This window comes from Streptomyces sp. NPDC026394, from assembly GCF_055567735.1.
Genome location: NZ_JBVHPX010000015.1, coordinates 151,370 through 169,434 on the forward strand (window position 1 = coordinate 151,370; position 18,065 = coordinate 169,434).

At 72.2% G+C, this 18,065-nt stretch carries 11 protein-coding genes and 1 tRNA gene; 10 read left to right on the top strand and 2 right to left on the bottom strand.

The genetic code is table 11. The annotated features are described in order from the left end of the window. Positions 1-27: 27 nt before the first annotated feature. From ACZ4QV_RS29770 to ACZ4QV_RS29790, 5 genes are all read left to right on the top strand, one after another. Positions 28-2,424, top strand: a complete 2,397-nt coding sequence (locus ACZ4QV_RS29770) for a sodium-translocating pyrophosphatase (protein ID WP_361155527.1) — start codon at positions 28-30, stop codon at positions 2,422-2,424. Positions 2,425-2,628: 204 nt separating this feature from the next. Then, a complete protein-coding gene (locus ACZ4QV_RS29775; RefSeq protein WP_361155529.1) occupies positions 2,629-3,210 on the top strand; it encodes a small secreted protein in 582 nt (193 codons plus the stop codon). 391 nt (positions 3,211-3,601) lie between these two features. Next, positions 3,602-5,152: a DUF7059 domain-containing protein gene (locus ACZ4QV_RS29780; RefSeq protein WP_361878729.1), complete on the top strand. Its 1,551-nt coding sequence runs from the start codon at positions 3,602-3,604 to the stop codon at positions 5,150-5,152. Positions 5,153-5,343: 191 nt separating this feature from the next. Further along, the gene (locus tag ACZ4QV_RS29785) at positions 5,344-5,535 is read left to right on the top strand and encodes a hypothetical protein (protein ID WP_361155533.1); all 192 of its coding nucleotides are present in this window, start codon (positions 5,344-5,346) and stop codon (positions 5,533-5,535) included. Positions 5,536-5,821: 286 nt separating this feature from the next. Beyond that, entirely contained in the window at positions 5,822-6,223 is a 402-nt protein-coding gene (locus tag ACZ4QV_RS29790; RefSeq protein WP_361155535.1) for a hypothetical protein, read from the top strand. Between the two features lie 114 nt (positions 6,224-6,337). Here ACZ4QV_RS29790 and ACZ4QV_RS29795 read toward each other — a convergent pair whose 3' ends face one another. Further along, positions 6,338-6,748: a DUF2752 domain-containing protein gene (locus tag ACZ4QV_RS29795; RefSeq protein WP_467763624.1), complete on the bottom strand. Its 411-nt coding sequence runs from the start codon at positions 6,746-6,748 to the stop codon at positions 6,338-6,340. A 572-nt stretch (positions 6,749-7,320) separates the two neighbouring features. On the opposite strand from ACZ4QV_RS29795, the gene topA reads away from it, so the two are divergent. From topA to ACZ4QV_RS29820, 5 genes are all read left to right on the top strand, one after another. Continuing rightward, a complete protein-coding gene (topA, locus tag ACZ4QV_RS29800) occupies positions 7,321-10,191 on the top strand; it encodes a type I DNA topoisomerase (protein ID WP_467763625.1) in 2,871 nt (956 codons plus the stop codon). Between the two features lie 335 nt (positions 10,192-10,526). Further along, on the top strand, positions 10,527-13,775 hold the full coding sequence (gene tmk, locus ACZ4QV_RS29805) for a dTMP kinase (protein WP_361584892.1): 3,249 nt from the start codon (positions 10,527-10,529) through the stop codon (positions 13,773-13,775). A gap of 277 nt (positions 13,776-14,052) precedes the next feature. Then, complete coding sequence (locus tag ACZ4QV_RS29810) at positions 14,053-15,282, top strand: DNA polymerase III subunit delta' (RefSeq protein WP_361155540.1); 1,230 nt, start codon at positions 14,053-14,055, stop codon at positions 15,280-15,282. Between the two features lie 242 nt (positions 15,283-15,524). Next, on the top strand, positions 15,525-17,126 hold the full coding sequence (locus ACZ4QV_RS29815; RefSeq protein ID WP_467763626.1) for an alpha/beta hydrolase: 1,602 nt from the start codon (positions 15,525-15,527) through the stop codon (positions 17,124-17,126). Positions 17,127-17,186: 60 nt separating this feature from the next. Continuing rightward, a tRNA-Thr gene (locus tag ACZ4QV_RS29820) sits at positions 17,187-17,260 on the top strand. A gap of 154 nt (positions 17,261-17,414) precedes the next feature. Here the strand turns inward: ACZ4QV_RS29820 and ACZ4QV_RS29825 are convergent. Further along, complete coding sequence (locus tag ACZ4QV_RS29825; RefSeq protein ID WP_361634319.1) at positions 17,415-18,059, bottom strand: hypothetical protein; 645 nt, start codon at positions 18,057-18,059, stop codon at positions 17,415-17,417. Positions 18,060-18,065: the final 6 nt, after the last annotated feature.

An 18,065-nucleotide genomic window follows, 5' to 3' on the forward strand; every position in this document is an offset into this window, starting at 1 on the left:
CCATGTGCCAAACGTCAAGGAGGACGAATGGCGGGGCCTTACACCCCTCAGTTGCTGGAACACCCCTCTTACCTGGCCGAGCCATCGCTGACGTCGGGCAACCGCGGCATGGTGCTGGTGATCGCCGTCGTGGCGCTCGCGGCACTGGCCGTCGCGGCGGTGCTGGTGCGGCAAGTGCTCGCCGCCGGTGAGGGCACCGACAGCATGAAGAAGATCGCTGCCGCCGTGCAGGAAGGCGCGAATGCCTATCTCGCCCGGCAGTTGCGCACCCTCGGCGTTTTCGCCGTGGTGGTGTTCTTCCTGCTCATGCTGCTTCCCGCGGACAACTGGACGCAGCGCGCCGGGCGCAGCGTCTTCTTCTTGATCGGCGCCGGTTTCTCGGCCGCCACCGGCTATATCGGGATGTGGCTGGCGGTGCGCAGCAATGTGCGCGTCGCCGCTGCCGCCCGGGAAGCCACGCCGGGCGAGGGCGAGGCGAAAAAGGATCTCACCGCCGTCTCGCACAAGGCCATGAAGATCGCTTTCCGTACGGGCGGCGTCGTCGGCATGTTCACCGTGGGGCTCGGCCTGCTCGGCGCGTCCTGTGTGGTGCTCGTCTACGCGGTCGACGCACCCAAGGTCCTGGAGGGCTTCGGTCTCGGCGCCGCGCTGATCGCGATGTTCATGCGGGTCGGCGGCGGCATCTTCACCAAGGCCGCGGACGTCGGCGCCGACCTCGTCGGCAAGGTCGAGCAGGGCATCCCCGAGGACGACCCGCGCAACGCCGCGACCATCGCGGACAACGTGGGCGACAACGTCGGCGACTGCGCCGGCATGGCCGCCGACCTCTTCGAGTCGTACGCCGTGACGCTGGTCGCCGCCCTCATCCTGGGCATGGCCGCCTTCGGCGACTCGGGCCTGGCCTTCCCGCTGCTGGTCCCGGCCATCGGTGTGGTCACGGCCATGATCGGCATCTTCGTCGTGGCGCCCCGGCGCTCCGACCGCAGCGGCATGACCGCCATCAACCGTGGCTTCTTCATCTCCGCGGCCATCTCGCTGGTCCTCGTGGCGGTCGCGGTCTTCACGTACCTGCCGTCCTCCTACGCCGACCTGTCCGGTGTCACGGACCCGGCGATCCTGGGCCGCAGCGGCGATCCGCGGGTGCTGGCGCTGGTGGCGGTCGCCATCGGCATCGTGCTGGCCGCGCTCATCCAGCAGCTCACCGGTTACTTCACGGAGACCAGCCGACGGCCGGTACGGGACGTCGGCAAGACCTCCCTGACCGGCCCGGCGACGGTGGTGCTCTCCGGGATCTCCCTCGGTCTGGAGTCCGCGGTCTACTCCGCGGTGCTGATCGCCCTGTCCGTGTACGGCGCCTTCCTGCTGGGCGGCACGTCCATCATGCTGGCGCTGTTCGCGGTGGCGCTGGCCGGCACCGGCCTGCTGACCACCGTCGGCGTGATCGTCGCGATGGACACCTTCGGCCCGGTTTCCGACAACGCCCAGGGCATCGCCGAGATGTCCGGCGACGTCACCGGCGACGGCGCGCAGGTCCTCACCGACCTGGACGCCGTCGGCAACACCACCAAGGCCATCACCAAGGGCATCGCCATCGCCACGGCCGTACTGGCCGCGGCGGCGCTGTTCGGCTCGTACCGCGACGCGATCGCCACGGCCGTACGGGACGTCGGGGACGCCGCCCGGGGCATGGGCCTGAGCCTGGACATCTCGCAGCCGAACAACCTGGTCGGCCTGGTGCTGGGCGCCTCCGTCGTCTTCCTCTTCTCGGGGCTGGCGATCAACGCGGTGTCCCGGTCGGCCGGCTCGGTCGTCTTCGAGGTGCGGCGGCAGTTCCGTGAGAAGCCCGGGATCATGGACTACACGGAGCAGCCGGAGTACGGGCGTGTCGTGGACATCTGCACCAAGGACGCGCTGCGCGAGCTGGCCACCCCCGGCCTGCTGGCGGTGCTCACGCCGATCGCCGTCGGTTTCTCGCTCGGCGTCGGCGCGCTCGGCTCGTTCCTCGCGGGCGCCATCGGCACCGGCACCCTGATGGCGGTCTTCCTCGCCAACTCGGGCGGCGCCTGGGACAACGCGAAGAAGCTGGTCGAGGACGGCCACCACGGCGGCAAGGGCAGCGAGGCGCATGCCGCGACCGTCATCGGCGACACGGTCGGCGACCCGTTCAAGGACACCGCGGGCCCCGCGATCAACCCGCTGCTGAAGGTCATGAACCTGGTGGCACTGCTGATCGCGCCGGCCGTCGTGAAGTTCAGCTACGGCGCGGACAAGAGCACCGGCGTGCGGATCGTGGCCGCCGGGGTGGCGATCGTCGTCATCGTCGGCGCGGTGTACGTCTCCAAGCGCCGCGGCATCGCGGTGGGTGACGAAGACAACAACTCGGGGAAGGTGGCGCAGACCGCCGACCCGGCGGTGGTCTCCTAGCGGGCGGAGCGTCCGCGCCGCTCAACGGGCGGGCGGAGGGCGTGCTTTGAGCACGCCCTCCGCCCGCACTGCTGTGCGCCCGGCCGCGTCACAGGGCTTGGTGCAAATGGCTGCAATGAGGGGCGTACGGGCCGACCGGCTCATGGCCGGGGGCCCTCGGACGTGTATGTTCCGGGGCCGAGAGCCATGGAAGGGACCAATCCGGTGAAGAAGAAGCTTGTGGCCGCGCTGTCCGGCGGCGCGGCACTGATGCTCGCGCTGACCGGCTGCAGCGACGACGGTGACAATAAGCTCGACGCCTGGGCCAAAAAGTTCTGCGACCCCGCCCAGGCCCAGTTCAAGAAGATCCAGGACGCCAACACGTCCATGCAGACGGCCGACAGCGGCGGTACCGACTCCAAGAAGGTCCAGGAGGCCGACTCCAAGGCGTTCCAGCAGATCTCCGACGCCTACGCGTCGCTGGCGAAGTCGCTCGACCAGGCCGGCGCGCCGCCCGCCGACGGCGGCGAGGAGTCCCAGAAGAACGCGGTCAAGGAGCTCAACGACCTCTCCAAGGGCTACGCCGACCTCAAGAAGCAGGTCGACGGCCTGGACACCGGGGACAAGGGCAAGTTCGCGGACGGCCTGCGGACGCTGTCCGACGGCATCAACAAGCTCAACAAGAAGAGCGAACAGGCGTTCAGCAAGCTGGAGTCCGGCGACGTCAAGAAGGCGATGGCGGGGCAGTCCGGCTGCCAGAACCAGAAGGCCACCGAGGGCGGCGGGTCGGCCGCGCCGAAGAAGTAGCCGAGGCGGGCGCGGCGGCCGCCGCCCCCCGGGCACGGCTGTCGCTCAGGGATGCTGGGGCCGGCCTCGGGAGGGCCACCGCGCAGGGCCGCCACGGCCGCCGAGTACGGCCACCGTGCACGTCCACGAGCGCCCCGGGGAGCGGCCGACACGCCGTCAGGCGCGGCCGGGTCGCGGCCGACACGCCGTCGGGACATGGCGGGCGCGCGGCCGACACGCCGGCGGGCATCCCGTCGGCCGCGCCCGCCCCACCGCTCGCCTCCCGACTCGCCGTCCGCCGCTCGCCCCGCACCCCGCAGCCCGACTCGCCGTCCGCCGTCCGCCGTGCCCCGTCGGCCGCGGCGTGGCCGGGCCGTGGCCGTTTGTCAGTGGTTGGCCTGACAATGGGAGCGTGAGTACGCACCTCCCCACCGCAGACCTTCGAGACCCCGATTCCGCCGCCCGTACGGCCCGGATGCGCGACGCGCTGCGCGACGCCGCGTTCACCGCCGACGGCCTGCTGGAGCTGCTCGGCGCGCCCGCCTACGCCGCGCTGGCCCGCAGCGAGACCGTTCCGGCGCTCCGCGCGACCCGGGACGACGGCCCGCTGTCCACCCTGGTGCGGCTGTTCCTGCTCCAGCGCCCGGTGCCGTACGACCGGGCCGCCGCCGCGCTGCCGGTGGACGACTGCCTCGCCGACGGCTGGCTGGTGCGCGACGGCGACGAGGTCCGGGCGAGCGTCGACGTGCGTCCGTACGGCGGCCCCGACGGCCAGGACTGGTGGATCGTCTCCGACCTCGGGTGCGCGGTCGGTGGCGCGGGCGGCATCCGGGCCGCCGAGGAGGCCGCGGGTGTGGACCGCGCGCAGTTGGTGCTCGGGGTCGGCGGCGCGTCCACGACGCTGGCCGGCATCACGGTCCGCACCCCCGTCGCCAAGGTCCTCGACCTCGGCACCGGCTCCGGCATCCAGGCGCTGCACGTCTCCCCGTACGCGACCGAGGTCACGGCCACCGACCTGAACCCGCGGGCGCTGCGGATCGCCGGGCTGACGCTGGCGCTGTCCGGCGCGGCCGCCGCCGACCTGCGGGAGGGCTCGCTGTTCGACCCGGTGGGCGAGGAGACGTACGACCTGATCGTCTCCAACCCGCCCTTCGTGATCTCGCCGGGCGCCCGGCTGACCTACCGGGACGGCGGCATGGGCGGCGACGACCTGTGCCGCACCATCGTCCAGCAGGCCGCGGACCATCTGAACGACGGCGGGTACTGCCAGCTGCTCGCCAACTGGCAGCACGTCGAGGGCGAGGACTGGCGCGACCGGCTGCGCTCCTGGGTGCCGCGCGGCTGCGACGCGTGGATCGTGCAGCGTGAGGTCCAGGACGTGACGCAGTACGCGGAGCTGTGGCTGCGGGACGCCGGCGACCACCGTACGGGTCCGGAGGAGTACGCGGCGCGCTACGACGCCTGGCTGGAGGAGTTCGCGACCCGGCGGACCAAGGCCGTCGGCTTCGGGTGGATCACCCTGCGCAAGTCCGGCGCGACGGACCCGTCGATCACGGTCGAGGAATGGCCGCACCCGGTCGAGCAGCCGCTGGGCACCGCGGTCGTCCAGCATTTCGAACGCCAGGACTACCTGCGCGCGACGGACGACGCGGCCCTGCTGGCCGGCCATTTCCGGCTCGCCGACGAGGTCGTGCAGGAACAGGTCGGGCTGCCCGGGGCCGAGGACCCGGAGCACGTGGTCCTGCGGCAGAACCGCGGCATGCGGCGCGCCACGAAGGTGGACACGGTCGGCGCGGGCTTCGCCGGGGTCTGCGACGGCTCGCTGCCCGCCGGACGGATCCTCGACGCGATCGCGCAACTGGTCGGCGAGGATCCGGTGTTGCTGCGCGACCGTACGCCGGACGCGATCCGGACCCTCGTCGAGCAGGGCTTCCTGGAGCCGGTGGCGACCGGGACGGACTGAATCCCGGGCCGAGGGGGGGGACGGCGTGGTCGAGCCGAAGGGGTGACGGCGGGGCCGGGCCGAGGGGCGGCGGAGAGAGGCCCCGCCCCCGGTCCGAGGGACGACGGCCCCGAGGGGCGACGGTCAGGCCGTACAGGTGGCATTCACCCGAGGTTCGTCGCCGCGCTGCCCGGGAGTGCCACTCTGCCCGCATGGAGAGTGGTCCCGAGGCGTTCGCCGGGGCGGCCTTCGCGCTGTTCGGCGCCGGCCTGCTGGTGTGGACGGGCGTGTGCGTACGGGCCGGGGAGCCGGTCGCCGACGGGGTGGGCCGGACGTCGGGTACGGCGCTGGCGCTGCTCTTCGGCGTGCTGTTCCTGGGGACGGGATGCTGGCTGCTGCTGTAGCGCGGACGGGGCGGACGGGGCAGGCCACCGGGCGCATCCGGAAGTTCCCGGGAGCCCCGAGGGAACGCCCCACCCTCCCCCGCCGTCTTCACAAGAAGCGCCTGCCGCCCAGCCTTCCCCATCCCTTTCGTTGCGCACTCAACTGCATTGCGGCCACGGCCTGTTCACTTCCGCACTACCAGAAAAAACTCACGCAAAACCACTCCCCCGTGAGGCAACCGGAACGGCCATCTGCCCGTGTTCCAGAGGGAAGGCCATCAACCGGCCCAACAGGGAGGAACACGTCATGAACCGTGCATACCGCCTCGCCGCCGCAGGGGTTCTCAGCGCCGCTCTCGTTGCCGGGACCGCGGCCGCCGCCTCCGCGGCCCCCGCGTCCCCGGCCGCCCACTCCGTGGCCGCCAAGGCCCCGCAGAAGGCCACGCTCACCGCCAAGGCGAGCACGACCTCGGTCAAGGCGTGGCAGGAGTTCCGTATCTCCGGCACCTCCACCGGCATCAAGGCGGGCACCAAGGTCACCGTCCAGCAGAAGCAGGGCGCCAAGTGGGTCTCGCTGCCCGCCAGCGTCACCACCAACAAGACCGGCGCCTACTCGCTCCGCGTCAAGCTGGGCATCAAGGGCGTCAACCAGCTTCGGATCGCCGGCGGCGGCGTGATCTCCCCGGTGATCACGGTCACGGTGCGCTGAAGCGGGCCGTAGGGCACCTCTCAGGACGCACGGTACGCCGGGCGCGCCGCTTCCCCCGCGGCGCGCCCGGCGGCCGTCCGCGTGCGGGCGGTGCCCGCGGGGTGAGACCCCCGGTCAGCCCGTGAGATTGCGCACCAGCATCCAGGCGGCGGCGACACCGAGGACGACGGCGTTGCCGCGCGCCCCGAGGCGGGCCCGGAACCGGTGCCCGCGCAGCCCCGCGTACAGCCACCGGCTGGTCATGTACGCGGCGGCCGGTCCGCCCAGGGTCAGCAGGACGGCGTTGTCGTGGAAGGCCGTCACGAGGTCGCCGTGCATCAGGTCATACGCCATCCGGGTCCCGCCGCACGCGGGGCAGAGCAGCCCGGTCGCCCAGCGGAACGGACACGGAAGCAGTACCTGCCCCGGTTCGTGGGGATTGGTGTGCCACAGATAGGCCGCGCCGAGGGCGCCGACGCCGACGGCGACCGCCGCGCGGCGCAGCGTCGCGTTCCGTACGGCGGCGGGGGAGGAGGGGGCGTTCACGGAGTACTCACCGCACCGGGCCCGGCTCGACGACCTGGCGTAGTCGCCCTGATTCAGGACAAACGCGCTCTGCCGGGGCGACGGCCCCGGCCCCGGCTCCACACAGACCCACCAGCCCCTCCAGTCATCCCGGCTACCGCGACTCTCCCGGCCGCTCCAGCCGTCCCCGCCACTTCCCGCACGCCGGCGACATCACGCCCCGCCCCGGCCGGGACGGCGGCACCGCGTGGGAGGGCACGGTCGAGAGGGGACAGTACGGGGTGAGAACGGATACGGCCACCGGCCGTCCTGTCCGCGCAGCCCGCAACCCCGCAGCCCGCAACCCCGCAGCCCCCAGTCCGCAGCCCCCGGCCGACCGGCCCGGAGCCGGGTCCGGCACCGGCCCGTGTCCGGTCCGGGCGGCATGAAGGCATGTAGTCGGGTTACCGTTCGAGTGGCGTTGCGGGGTTTTTCCGTTTGACACGAGGGCGGGATGTACCGTCACACTCCGCAGCGTCAAGCGTCACCGCAGTGTCCCCCAGAGCTCCGGCCCGGGGGGTTACCCCCAGCGTCGACCGGAGAGAAGAGCGAAGTTGTCCCCGACCAGCGAGACCGCACAGGGCGGCGGCCGCCGACTCGTCATCGTCGAGTCGCCTGCCAAGGCGAAGACGATCAAGGGCTACCTCGGCCCCGGCTACGTGGTCGAGGCCAGCGTCGGGCACATCCGCGACCTCCCGAACGGCGCGGCGGAGGTCCCGGCGAAGTACAAGGGCGAGCCCTGGGCCCGTCTCGGCGTGAACGTCGACGCCGACTTCCAGCCGATCTACGTCGTCAACAGTGACAAGAAGGACCAGGTCAAGAAGCTCAAGGAGCTGCTGGCCGAGTCCGACGAACTCTTCCTCGCCACCGATGAGGACCGCGAGGGCGAGGCCATCGCCTGGCACCTCCAGGAGATCCTCAAGCCCAAGGTCCCGGTCCACCGGATGGTCTTCCACGAGATCACCAAGGACGCGATCCGGGCCGCCGTCGCCAACCCGCGCGAGCTGAACCAGAAGCTGGTCGACGCCCAGGAGACCCGCCGCATCCTCGACCGCCTCTACGGCTACGAGGTCTCGCCGGTCCTGTGGAAGAAGGTCATGCCGCGCCTGTCGGCCGGCCGGGTGCAGTCGGTGGCCACCCGCCTCGTCGTCGAGCGGGAGCGCGAGCGCATCGCCTTCCGCTCCGCCGAGTACTGGGACCTGACCGGCACGTTCTCCACGGGCCGCGAGGGCGACACCAGCGACCCGTCCACCCTGGCCGCCCGCCTGTCCACGGTCGACGGCCGCCGCGTAGCCCAGGGCCGCGACTTCGGCGCCAACGGGCAGTTGAAGAACGCCGACGTCCTCCACCTGGACGAGACCAACGCCCGCGCGCTGGCCGCCGCCCTGGAAAACACCGACTTCGCGGTCCGCTCGGTCGAGTCCAAGCCGTACCGCCGCTCCCCGTACGCCCCGTTCCGTACGACCACGCTCCAGCAGGAGGCCAGCCGCAAGCTGGGCTTCGGCGCGAAGTCCACCATGCAGGTGGCGCAGAAGCTGTACGAGAACGGCTTCATCACCTATATGCGTACGGACTCCACGACGCTCTCGGACACCGCGATCTCCGCGGCCCGCGCCCAGGTCACGCAGCTTTACGGCGCCGCGTACCTGCCGGACAAGCCGCGCTCGTACGCGGGCAAGGTCAAGAACGCGCAGGAGGCGCACGAGGCGATCCGGCCTTCGGGTGATCGTTTCCGCACCCCGGCGGAGACCGGCCTGACCGGTGATCAGTTCAGGCTGTACGAGCTGATCTGGAAGCGCACCGTCGCCTCCCAGATGAAGGACGCCACCGGCAACTCCGTCACCGTCAAGATCGGCGGCCGGACGGCCGACGGCCGGGACGCCGAGTTCAGCGCCTCCGGCAAGACCATCACCTTCCACGGCTTCCTCAAGGCGTACGTGGAAGGCGCCGACGACCCGAACGCCGAGCTGGACGACCGCGAGCGGCGGCTGCCGCAGGTCGCCGAGGGCGACCCGCTGACCGCGCGGGAGATCACCGCGGACGGCCACGCCACCAAGCCCCCGGCCCGCTACACCGAGGCGACGCTGGTCAAGGAGCTGGAAGAGCGCGAGATCGGCCGCCCGTCGACGTACGCGTCGATCATCGGCACCATCCTGGACCGCGGCTACGTCTTCAAGAAGGGCACCGCCCTGGTGCCGTCCTTCCTGAGCTTCGCCGTGGTCAACCTCCTGGAGAAGCACTTCGGGCGGCTCGTCGACTACGACTTCACCGCCAAGATGGAGGACGACCTCGACCGCATCGCGCGCGGTGAGGCCCAGTCCGTGCCGTGGCTGCGCCGCTTCTACTTCGGCGAGGGCGAGGCGGCCGGCGCCGCCTCCGAGGCGGGCAACGGCGACGGCGACCACCTCGGAGGCCTGAAGGAACTGGTCACCGACCTCGGCGCGATCGACGCCCGCGAGATCTCCTCCTTCCCGGTCGGCGACGGCATCATGCTGCGCGTCGGCCGCTACGGCCCGTACGTGGAGCGCGGCGAGAAGGACGCCGAGGGCCACCAGCGCGCCGACGTGCCGGAGGACCTGGCGCCCGACGAGCTGACCGTCGCGTACGCGGAGGAGCTGCTCGCCAAGCCGAGCGGCGACTTCGAGCTGGGCATGGACCCGCACAGCGGCAACCAGATCGTCGCCAAGGACGGCCGCTACGGCCCGTACGTCACCGAGATCCTGCCCGAGGGCACCCCGAAGACCGGCAAGAACGCGGTCAAGCCGCGCACCGCCTCGCTCTTCAAGTCGATGTCCCTGGACACCGTCACCCTCGCCGACGCCCTCAAGCTGATGTCGCTGCCGCGCGTCGTCGGCAAGGACCCCGAGGGCGTCGAGATCACCGCGCAGAACGGCCGCTACGGCCCGTACCTGAAGAAGGGCACCGACTCGCGCTCCCTGGAGAGCGAGGACCAGATCTTCAACATCACGCTGGAGCAGGCCCTCGCCATCTACGCGCAGCCCAAGCAGCGCGGCCGGGCCGCCGCCAAGCCGCCGCTGAAGGAGCTGGGCACCGACCCGGTCAGCGAGCGCCCCGTGGTCGTCAAGGACGGCCGCTTCGGCCCGTACGTCACCGACGGCGAGACCAACGCGACGCTGCGGCGGGACGACGACGTCGAGACGATCACGCCGGAGCGCGGGTACGAGCTGCTCGCCGAGAAGCGCGCCAAGGGCCCGGCGAAGAAGAAGACCGCCAAGAAGGCCCCGGCCAAGAAGGCGACGGCGAAGAAGACCGCCGCGAAGAAGGCCCCGGCGAAGAAGACGGCCGCGAAGAAGACGACGGCCGCGAAGAAGACCACGACGGCGAAGAAGACGACCGCCGCCAAGAAGACCACGGCTGCGGCCGCGACGGCGAAGAAGGCGGCGGCCGAGAGCGTGGAGGGCTGAGGGGGAGCACGTTGACGTACCGCGTCACCTGCACCGTCGAGGCGAAGGCGACGGCGGACGTCATGGCTCCCGAGCGGCGTGACCTGCTCGAACGCGGGCCGGCCAAGCTGACGCTCGACCCGTACCACAAGGCGACGGTGCCGGTCGGCACGCACGGGACGACCGCAGGGTCCAGGTGGCGCCGGGACTCCTCATCGAGTACGTCGTCGCGCACGGGCTGCTCGTCATCGTGGTGATCGAGATCTTCGACGACATGCTGCTGGAGGACTGAACCCACCCGCCCGTGTGTTCGGGTGGACGCTGGACCTGTCATATCCGGCCGATAGGCTGGCGGGATGACGCGTGCCGAGCTCCCTACGGTCGTGACCCCCACATCCGGCGCCCTCGTCGCGGACTCCCGCGAGCGCGCCGTGCGAGCCCTGCTCCGCTTCCCCCCACTGAAGCGGCTCTGGAGCGCACAGTTCGTCGGGGCGATCGGCGATGCCCTAGCCCTGTTGGTGCTCGTACTGCTGACGCTGCAAGCGGCGGTGTACGTACCCTTCGGCGGCCAGGCGGCCTTCGGCGGCGGCTACCGCGGCGCGGCCCTGGCCGTCGCCGCCGTCTTCGCGGCCCGGATGCTGGCCACCCTGCTCTCCGGGGCGGTGCTGCTGGGCCCGCTGTCCGCGCTGACCGCGCCGTCCGGACCGCTGGACCGCCGCTGGACCATGATCGGCGCGGACGGGGTGCGGCTGGCGCTGCTGGTCGTGGCCCCGCTGTGGATCGACTGGACCCCTGACACCGCGCTGATCTGGCTGCTGGTGACGGTCTTCGTCGGCGGCGTGGCCGAGCGCTTCTGGACCGTCGCGCGGGAGAGCGCGGCGCCCGGACTGCTCCCCGCGCCACCCCCGGCCCCGGCCCCGTCCGACCGGGGGGACCGGGCCGAAGGACCGTCCGTCCGCCCGCTGCCGGACAACCTGGACGCGCTGCGCCGCCTGTCGCTGCGCACCGCCTTCGTCTCGCTGCCGCTGGCCGCCGCGGGCCTGATCGTCGTCGCGCTGGTCAGCAGGCTGCTGGCCAACGGCATCGGCTGGTTCGCCGACCACCAGGCCGCGCTCGCCTCGTACGTGGCCTCCGGCCTCTTCGCCGCCTCCGTCTCGATCCTGTACTTCCTCGAACTTCCCGGTACGCAGACACCGCGCCCGCGCTCCCCCCTGGAGGGCCTGCGCCGCCCCAAGGGTGACGGCGGTGTCGACCGCGGCCGTACGAACGCCGTACCGCTGTTGGTTCTGGCCTGCGCGGCGGTGGCCGGCGCGATCGCCTCGGCCGTCTCCGTCGCCGTCCTGCACGCCGGTGACCTCGGCGGCGGACCGGTCGCCTTCGGACTGCTGGTCCTCGGCCTGAGCGCCGGCCCGGTCGCGGGCATCCGCGGCGCCCGCAAGGTGCTGCCCGCGCTGTCCCGGCGCCGTCTGCTGGCCCTCGCCGTGGCCGTCACGGGCCTGGCCCTGCTGGCGGCCGGGCTGGTCCCGGACACCACGACGGTCGTGCTGCTGATGCTGCTGGCCGGAGTGGCGGCGGGCGTCGCGGCCAACACCGGCCACACGCTCCTGGACCAGGAGACCGAAGCCTCCCGCTCGGCCCGGACGACCGATCACCTGCACGCGGTCGTCCGGCTCGTCGTCGCGCTGGCCGTCATCGTGGCGCCGCTGCTCGCCGGGGCCATCGGCCCGCACCACCTGGCGGGCGACAAGAACGTCTTCTCGCACGGCGGCGCGGCCTTCACCCTGATGCTGGTCGGCGCGCTGCTGCTGCCGGTCGCCGCATGGGTGCTCGGCAAGGTCGACGACCGGCAGGGCGTCCCCCTCGGCCGCGACCTGCGCGAGGCACTGCGCGGCGGCGACCCGGACCAGGCCCCGGCCCCCACCGGCTTCTTCATCGCCCTGGAGGGCGGCGACGGCGCCGGGAAGTCGACCCAGGTCGAGGCGCTCGCCGCATGGATCCGCGGCAAGGGGCACGAGGTCGTGGTGACCCGCGAGCCCGGCGCCACCGCCATCGGCAAGCGGCTGCGCTCGATCATCCTGGACGTGTCCACCTCGGGCCTCTCCGACCGCGCCGAGGCCCTGATGTTCGCCGCCGACCGCGCCGAACACGTCAACAGCGTGATCCGCCCCGCCCTCGAACGTGGCGCGGTCGTCATCACCGACCGCTACATCGACTCCTCCGTCGCCTACCAGGGCGCGGGCCGCAACCTCGCCCCCACCGAGATCGCCCGCATCTCCCGCTGGGCCACCGACGGCCTCGTACCGCACCTGACCGTGCTCCTCGACGTCTCCCCGGAGACCGCCCGCGAGCGCTTCACCGAGGCACCGGACCGGATGGAGTCCGAGCCGGCCGAGTTCCACCAGCGCGTCCGCTCCGGCTTCCTGACCCTGGCCGCCGCCGACCCGGCGCGCTACCTGGTCGTGGACGCCGGCCAGGAGCCGGAGGACGTCACCACCGTCGTACGCCACCGCCTCGACCAGGTGCTGCCGCTGTCCGAGGCCGAGGTCAAGGCCCAGGAAGAGGCCCGCAAGGCCGCCGAGGAGGAAGCCCGGCGCAAGGCCGAGGAAGAGGCCGCGCGCAAGGCCGAGGAGGAGCGCAAGGAGCGCGAACGGCAGGAGCAGCTCGCCAAGCTCCGCGCCGAGGAGGAAGAGCGCAAGCGCCGCGAGATCGAAGAGGCCAAGGCCCGCGAAGCCGCCCGCCAGGCCGAAGAAGCACGCAAGCGCGCCGAGGAGGCCCGCCAGGCCGCCGAGGAGGAGCGCCTGCGCCGCGAGGCCGAAGAGCGCGCGCGCCAGGCCGAACAGGAACGCCTGCGCAAGCGGGCCGAGGAAGAGGCCCGGCTGCGCGCGGAGGCCGAGGAACGCCGCCTGGAGAAGCAGCGCAAGGCCGAAGAGGCGCTGCTGCGCGCCGAACAGGCTCGCCTGGCCGCCGCGGCCGAGGCAGAGGCCAAGGCCAAGGCCGAGGCGGAAGCCCGGGCCGAGGCGGAGGCCGAGGCCGCGCGCAAGGCCCGCGAAGAGGCGGTGAGGGCGGCGGAGACCGCGGAGGCGCCCACGACGGAGACGCCGATGGCGGGGCTGGAGCAGCACGGCCGAGCGGAGCAGGAGCCGTCGTCCCGTTCGTCCGCGGCCTCGGACGCCGAGGAGACGGCTGTGCTGCCGCAGCACCGGGACGACGCCCCGGGAGCCTCCGACGAGACCGCGGTGCTGCCGCCCGTACGCCCCGAGGCGGGCCAGGGCTGGCAGCAGCGGGAAGAGGCGCGGCGCGGGGACGACCCGGCGGACCGGGTGCCTGAGTGGATGTTCCGCAAGGAGCACGACGGCCGTACGGGGGAGCGGGGCGCGCGGGGCACGTCCGGAGCCTCCGGTGTCTCCGGCGTGGAACGTACGAGGGAACTCCCGCAGATCGACCCGGCCACCGGCGAACCGGTCCAGCCCGCACCGCGCCGCCGCCCGGCCTGGGCGGAGGAGACCCCGCTGGACGACCTGCCGACACTGGCCGACGAACTCCTCGGCCCGCGCGAGGACGAGGACGAACAGCAGGGGCGCGGCCGACGGGGGCGCCGGGGCTGAGGCGGCGGCCGGATGATGGGTCCGTAAAAGGGTGAGCCCCTGGCAGCCGTCTTCTGACGGACGCCGGGGGCTCACCCCTTCCCCACCACCAACCGCCGCCCCCCACCCCCCCCACCCCCTCTCCTCATCCCTTCCTCCTCCCCTCCCCGCCCGCGCTGTCAGTGGGAGGCCCCACAATGGAACGAGCGCGGGGCGCGGCGCGACGGCGCGGAAGAACGCGCGTCGGCGGGGCGGCGTGACGGCACGGGCAGGACGGACAGGAACGGCGGGCAGCGAAATGGCTGTGTGGGACGACGTGGTCGGGCAGGAACGCCTGACGGAGCAGCTTGCCGCTGCCGCGCGCGACGCGGACGCGCTGGTCACCGCCGAGGGCGCGGTCGCGAGCGGCGCGGACCCCATAGCGCAGTCCGGCACGTCCAAGATGACGCACGCCTGGCTGTTCACCGGCCCGCCCGGCTCGGGCCGGGCCACCGCCGCCCGCGCCTTCGCCGCCGCTCTCCAGTGCGTCAGCCCGGACCGCGCGCTCGGCGGTGTCCCCGGCTGCGGCTTCTGCGACGGCTGCCACACGAGCCTGGTGGGCACCCACGCCGACGTCGAGGTGGTCCGTACGGACCTGCTCTCGATCGGCGTCAAGGAGACCCGCGACCTGGTCCGCCGCTCCTCCATGTCCCCGTCCGGCGGCCGCTGGCAGGTCATCGTCCTGGAGGACGCCGACCGCCTCACCGAGGGCGCGGGCAACGTACTCCTCAAGGCCGTCGAGGAGCCCGCCCCCCGTACGGTCTGGCTGCTGTGCGCCCCCTCCATCGAGGATGTCCTGCCCACGATCCGCTCCCGCTGCCGGCACGTCACCCTGCGCACGCCGCCGGTGGCCGCCGTCGCCGACGTCCTGATCCGCCGGGACGGCATCGACCCGGACGCCGCGGCGGCCGCCGCCCGTGCCACCCAAGGACACATCGGCCGGGCCCGCCGCCTGGCCACCGACGAGCGCGCCCGCGCCCGCCGTGACGCCGTCCTCAAGCTGCCCCTGCGCGTCGACGACATCGGCGGCTGCCTCAAGGGCGCCCAGGAACTGATCGACGCGGCGTCGGAGGACGCCAAGCAGGTCGCGGAGGACGTCGACACCAAGGAGACGGAGGAGCTGCGCGCCGCCCTCGGTGCCGCGGCCGGCACGGGCGGCCGGCTGCCGCGCGGTACGGCGGGCGCCATGAAGGAACTCCAGGACAAGCAGAAGCGCCGCTCCACCCGTACCCAGCGCGACAGTCTCGACCTCGCCCTGACCGACCTCACCGGCTTCTACCGCGACGTCCTGGCCGTCCAACTGGGCGCCACGGTCCCGCTCGCCAACGACGAGGTCCGCGACAGCATCCGGCGTATCGCCTCCTCCTCGTCCCCGGAGCGCACCCTGCGCCGGATAGAGGCGGTCATCGCCTGCCGCCAGGCCCTCGACCGCAATGTGGCGCCCCTCCTGGCCGTCGAGGCGATGACAGCGGCCCTCCGCGAGGGCTGAGGCCCACCGGTCCCTTCCGGGACACACCCCTCACCCGTACGAGCGTACCCACTCACCCCCACGGAACGTCCCGACCCGGATACGCTCCGTCCACCACCGAGGCCGACGCGACACCCCCCCAAAGCACCTCCCACCACCTCCCACCACCTCCACCTCTCCACTCCACCAATTCCGCCCCGCCCCTCCCACCCCACTCCCACCCCCTTCCGCCCTTCCTCTCCCCAGGGACCGAGGGACCGCCCATGGCCACCAGCCGCCTGCTCCGCACCGCCGGTACCGTCCTGACCGCCACCGTGCTGCTCGTCTCCGGTTGCTCCTCGGGGGATTCCTCACCCGGCGCCGCTGCCTCCGGGCAGCCGACGAACGGCCGTACGGGCTCCGCCGAAGCCATGCCCGACGCGGCGACGGCCACCCTCAAGCCCCTCCCCACCGCCGTCCCGGCCGCCCTCCGGCCGTATTACGACCAGAAACTCACCTGGCGTGAGTGCGGCATCGTCGGCTTCGAGTGCACGACGATGAAGGCCCCTCTCGACTACGCGAAGCCCAGCACCGCCACCGACCTGAAGCTGGCCGTCTCCCGCAAGAAGGCCACCGGCCCGGGCAGCCGCATCGGTTCCCTCATGGTCAACCCGGGCGGTCCGGGCGGCTCGGCGATCGACTACCTCCAGCAGTACGCGCCGCAGCCCGACGCCGTCCGGGCCCGGTACGACATGGTCGCCGTGGACCCGCGCGGCGTGGCCCGCAGCGAGCCGGTCACCTGCCTGTCCAAATCCGAGATGGACGAGTACACCCGCGTCGACCAGACCCCCGACTCGGACGCCGAGGTCGACCGCCTCACCAGCGCCCAGCGCGACTTCAGCCGGGGATGCCGCGCCCGCACCGGAGCCCGCCTCGGCCATGTCTCGACCGTCGAATCGGCCCGCGACATGGACGTCCTGCGCGCCGCCCTCGGTGACGACAAGCTCACCTACGTCGGCGCCTCCTACGGGACCTTCCTCGGCGCGACCTACGCCGGCCTCTTCCCCTCCCGCGTCGGCCGCCTCGTACTCGACGGCGCGACGGACCCCTCCCTGCCGGCCCGGACGATGAACCGCGACCAGACCGCCGGCTTCAACACCGCCTTCACCGCATTCGCCAAGGACTGCGCCAGGCAACGCGACTGCCCCCTGGGTACCGGCGGCCCCGAAGAAGCGGGCCGCCGCCTGAGCGCCCTCTTCAAACAGCTCGACGCCCGTCCCGCCCCCACCGGCAGCCCCCGCACCCTCACCGAGTCCCTCGCCACCAGCGGCGTGACGGCCGCCATGTACGACGAGGGCGCCTGGCCGGTGCTGCGCGAATACCTCGCCCAGGCCCAGAAGGGCGACGGCCGCGGCCTGCTCGCCCTCTCCGACTCCTATTACGAACGCGACCCCGACGGCACCTACGCCAACCAGATGTTCGCCAACCCCGCCGTGAACTGCCTCGACCTCCCCGGCGCCTTCTCCGGCCCCGACGAGGTACGCGCCGCCCTGCCCGCCTTCCGCAAGGCATCCCCGGTCTTCGGCGAAAGCTTCGCCTGGGCCGCCCTGAACTGCGCGTACTGGCCGGTCGAACCCACCGGCGAGCCCCACCGCATCACCGCCGAGGGCGCCGCCCCGATCCTGGTCGTCGGCACCACCCGCGACCCGGCCACCCCGTACCCCTGGGCCCGCTCCCTGGCCTCCCAGCTCTCCTCGGCCACCCTCCTCACCTACGAGGGCGACGGCCACACCGCCTACGGCCGCGGCAGCGACTGCATCGACACCACCATCAACACCTACCTCCTCGAAGGCACACCCCCACCCCCCGACAAACACTGCACCTGACCCCACCCCCACCCGGTTCGGACCACCCCCATCCGATGTGTAGACTGGGCTCCGCACCACGCCGCCTTAGCTCAGTCGGCCAGAGCGACGCACTCGTAATGCGTAGGTCGGGGGTTCGACTCCCCCAGGCGGCTCAGCGAAAGGGCCAGATCAGAGGAGTCTGATCTGGCCCTTTGTCGTGCCTCTGACGGGGGCTGTCCTTCGGCGCGAGGGTGACGTGAGCGCTTCTACGGGTTCAGTGACTGTCCGGTCGAACCGAATTTCTCTTCGGTGACTGATCGGGTCCCGTCAGAGCAGGTCGGTCAGATCGGGGCCGAGTCCGTCAATGATGTCGGGAGCCTTGATTCCGTACTTCTCTGGGGTCCCGAAGTAGGTGGGCTCGCCAGGCTCGGCCTCGATGCCCAGCAAACTGTCAAGCCCGCGCAGCGCTGCTGCCAGGCGAGGGGCATTGCGGGCTTGCACCGCTGGGTGGGGGTTCCCTCGAAAGTCGCACGGGCTCCAGACATCGTGGTGCACGGAGAGTCCCGCGAAGGGACCGACCGGGTCTGGAGATACGGTGAGTTCGACCAGACGAGGTTCGCTATGCCAGTTTCCTTCAGCATCCACCCATGAGCCTGAGCCTGCCACCAAGATCGCGGACATCTCGGCTGCAGGGTAGCCGACCGGCTGACACTGTCGTGCCTGTTCGGCGATCTCGGCGTCGTTCAAAGAGCGCCCGACGATGTCGAGGCGGCTGTGAATTCCCAGCCCTCCCTTGCCTACCTCAAACCAGGACCATTCCAGTGACGCAGGCTCCAACAAGTTGTTCTCTTGCAGGAGGGTGGACATGCGAGCCGCCGTGTGCAGGGCTGTTTCCAACCCTGGTGCCATCACGTCCTCAAGGTCCCAGAACCACGAACCGACTTCCCTCGGTGCTCGCATCAGAGTCGACAATTCGGG

Excerpts from the sequence above, each read along its gene's own strand:
- ACZ4QV_RS29770 (WP_361155527.1), top strand. The coding sequence starts at position 28 with ATGGCGGGGCCTTACACCCCTCAGTTGCTGGAACACCCCTCTTACCTG.
- ACZ4QV_RS29785 (WP_361155533.1), top strand. The coding sequence starts at position 5,344 with ATGGAGAGTGGTCCCGAGGCGTTCGCCGGGGCGGCCTTCGCGCTGTTC.
- ACZ4QV_RS29790 (WP_361155535.1), top strand. The coding sequence starts at position 5,822 with ATGAACCGTGCATACCGCCTCGCCGCCGCAGGGGTTCTCAGCGCCGCT.
- tmk (WP_361584892.1), top strand. The coding sequence starts at position 10,527 with ATGACGCGTGCCGAGCTCCCTACGGTCGTGACCCCCACATCCGGCGCC.
- ACZ4QV_RS29810 (WP_361155540.1), top strand. The coding sequence starts at position 14,053 with ATGGCTGTGTGGGACGACGTGGTCGGGCAGGAACGCCTGACGGAGCAG.
- ACZ4QV_RS29815 (WP_467763626.1), top strand. The coding sequence starts at position 15,525 with ATGGCCACCAGCCGCCTGCTCCGCACCGCCGGTACCGTCCTGACCGCC.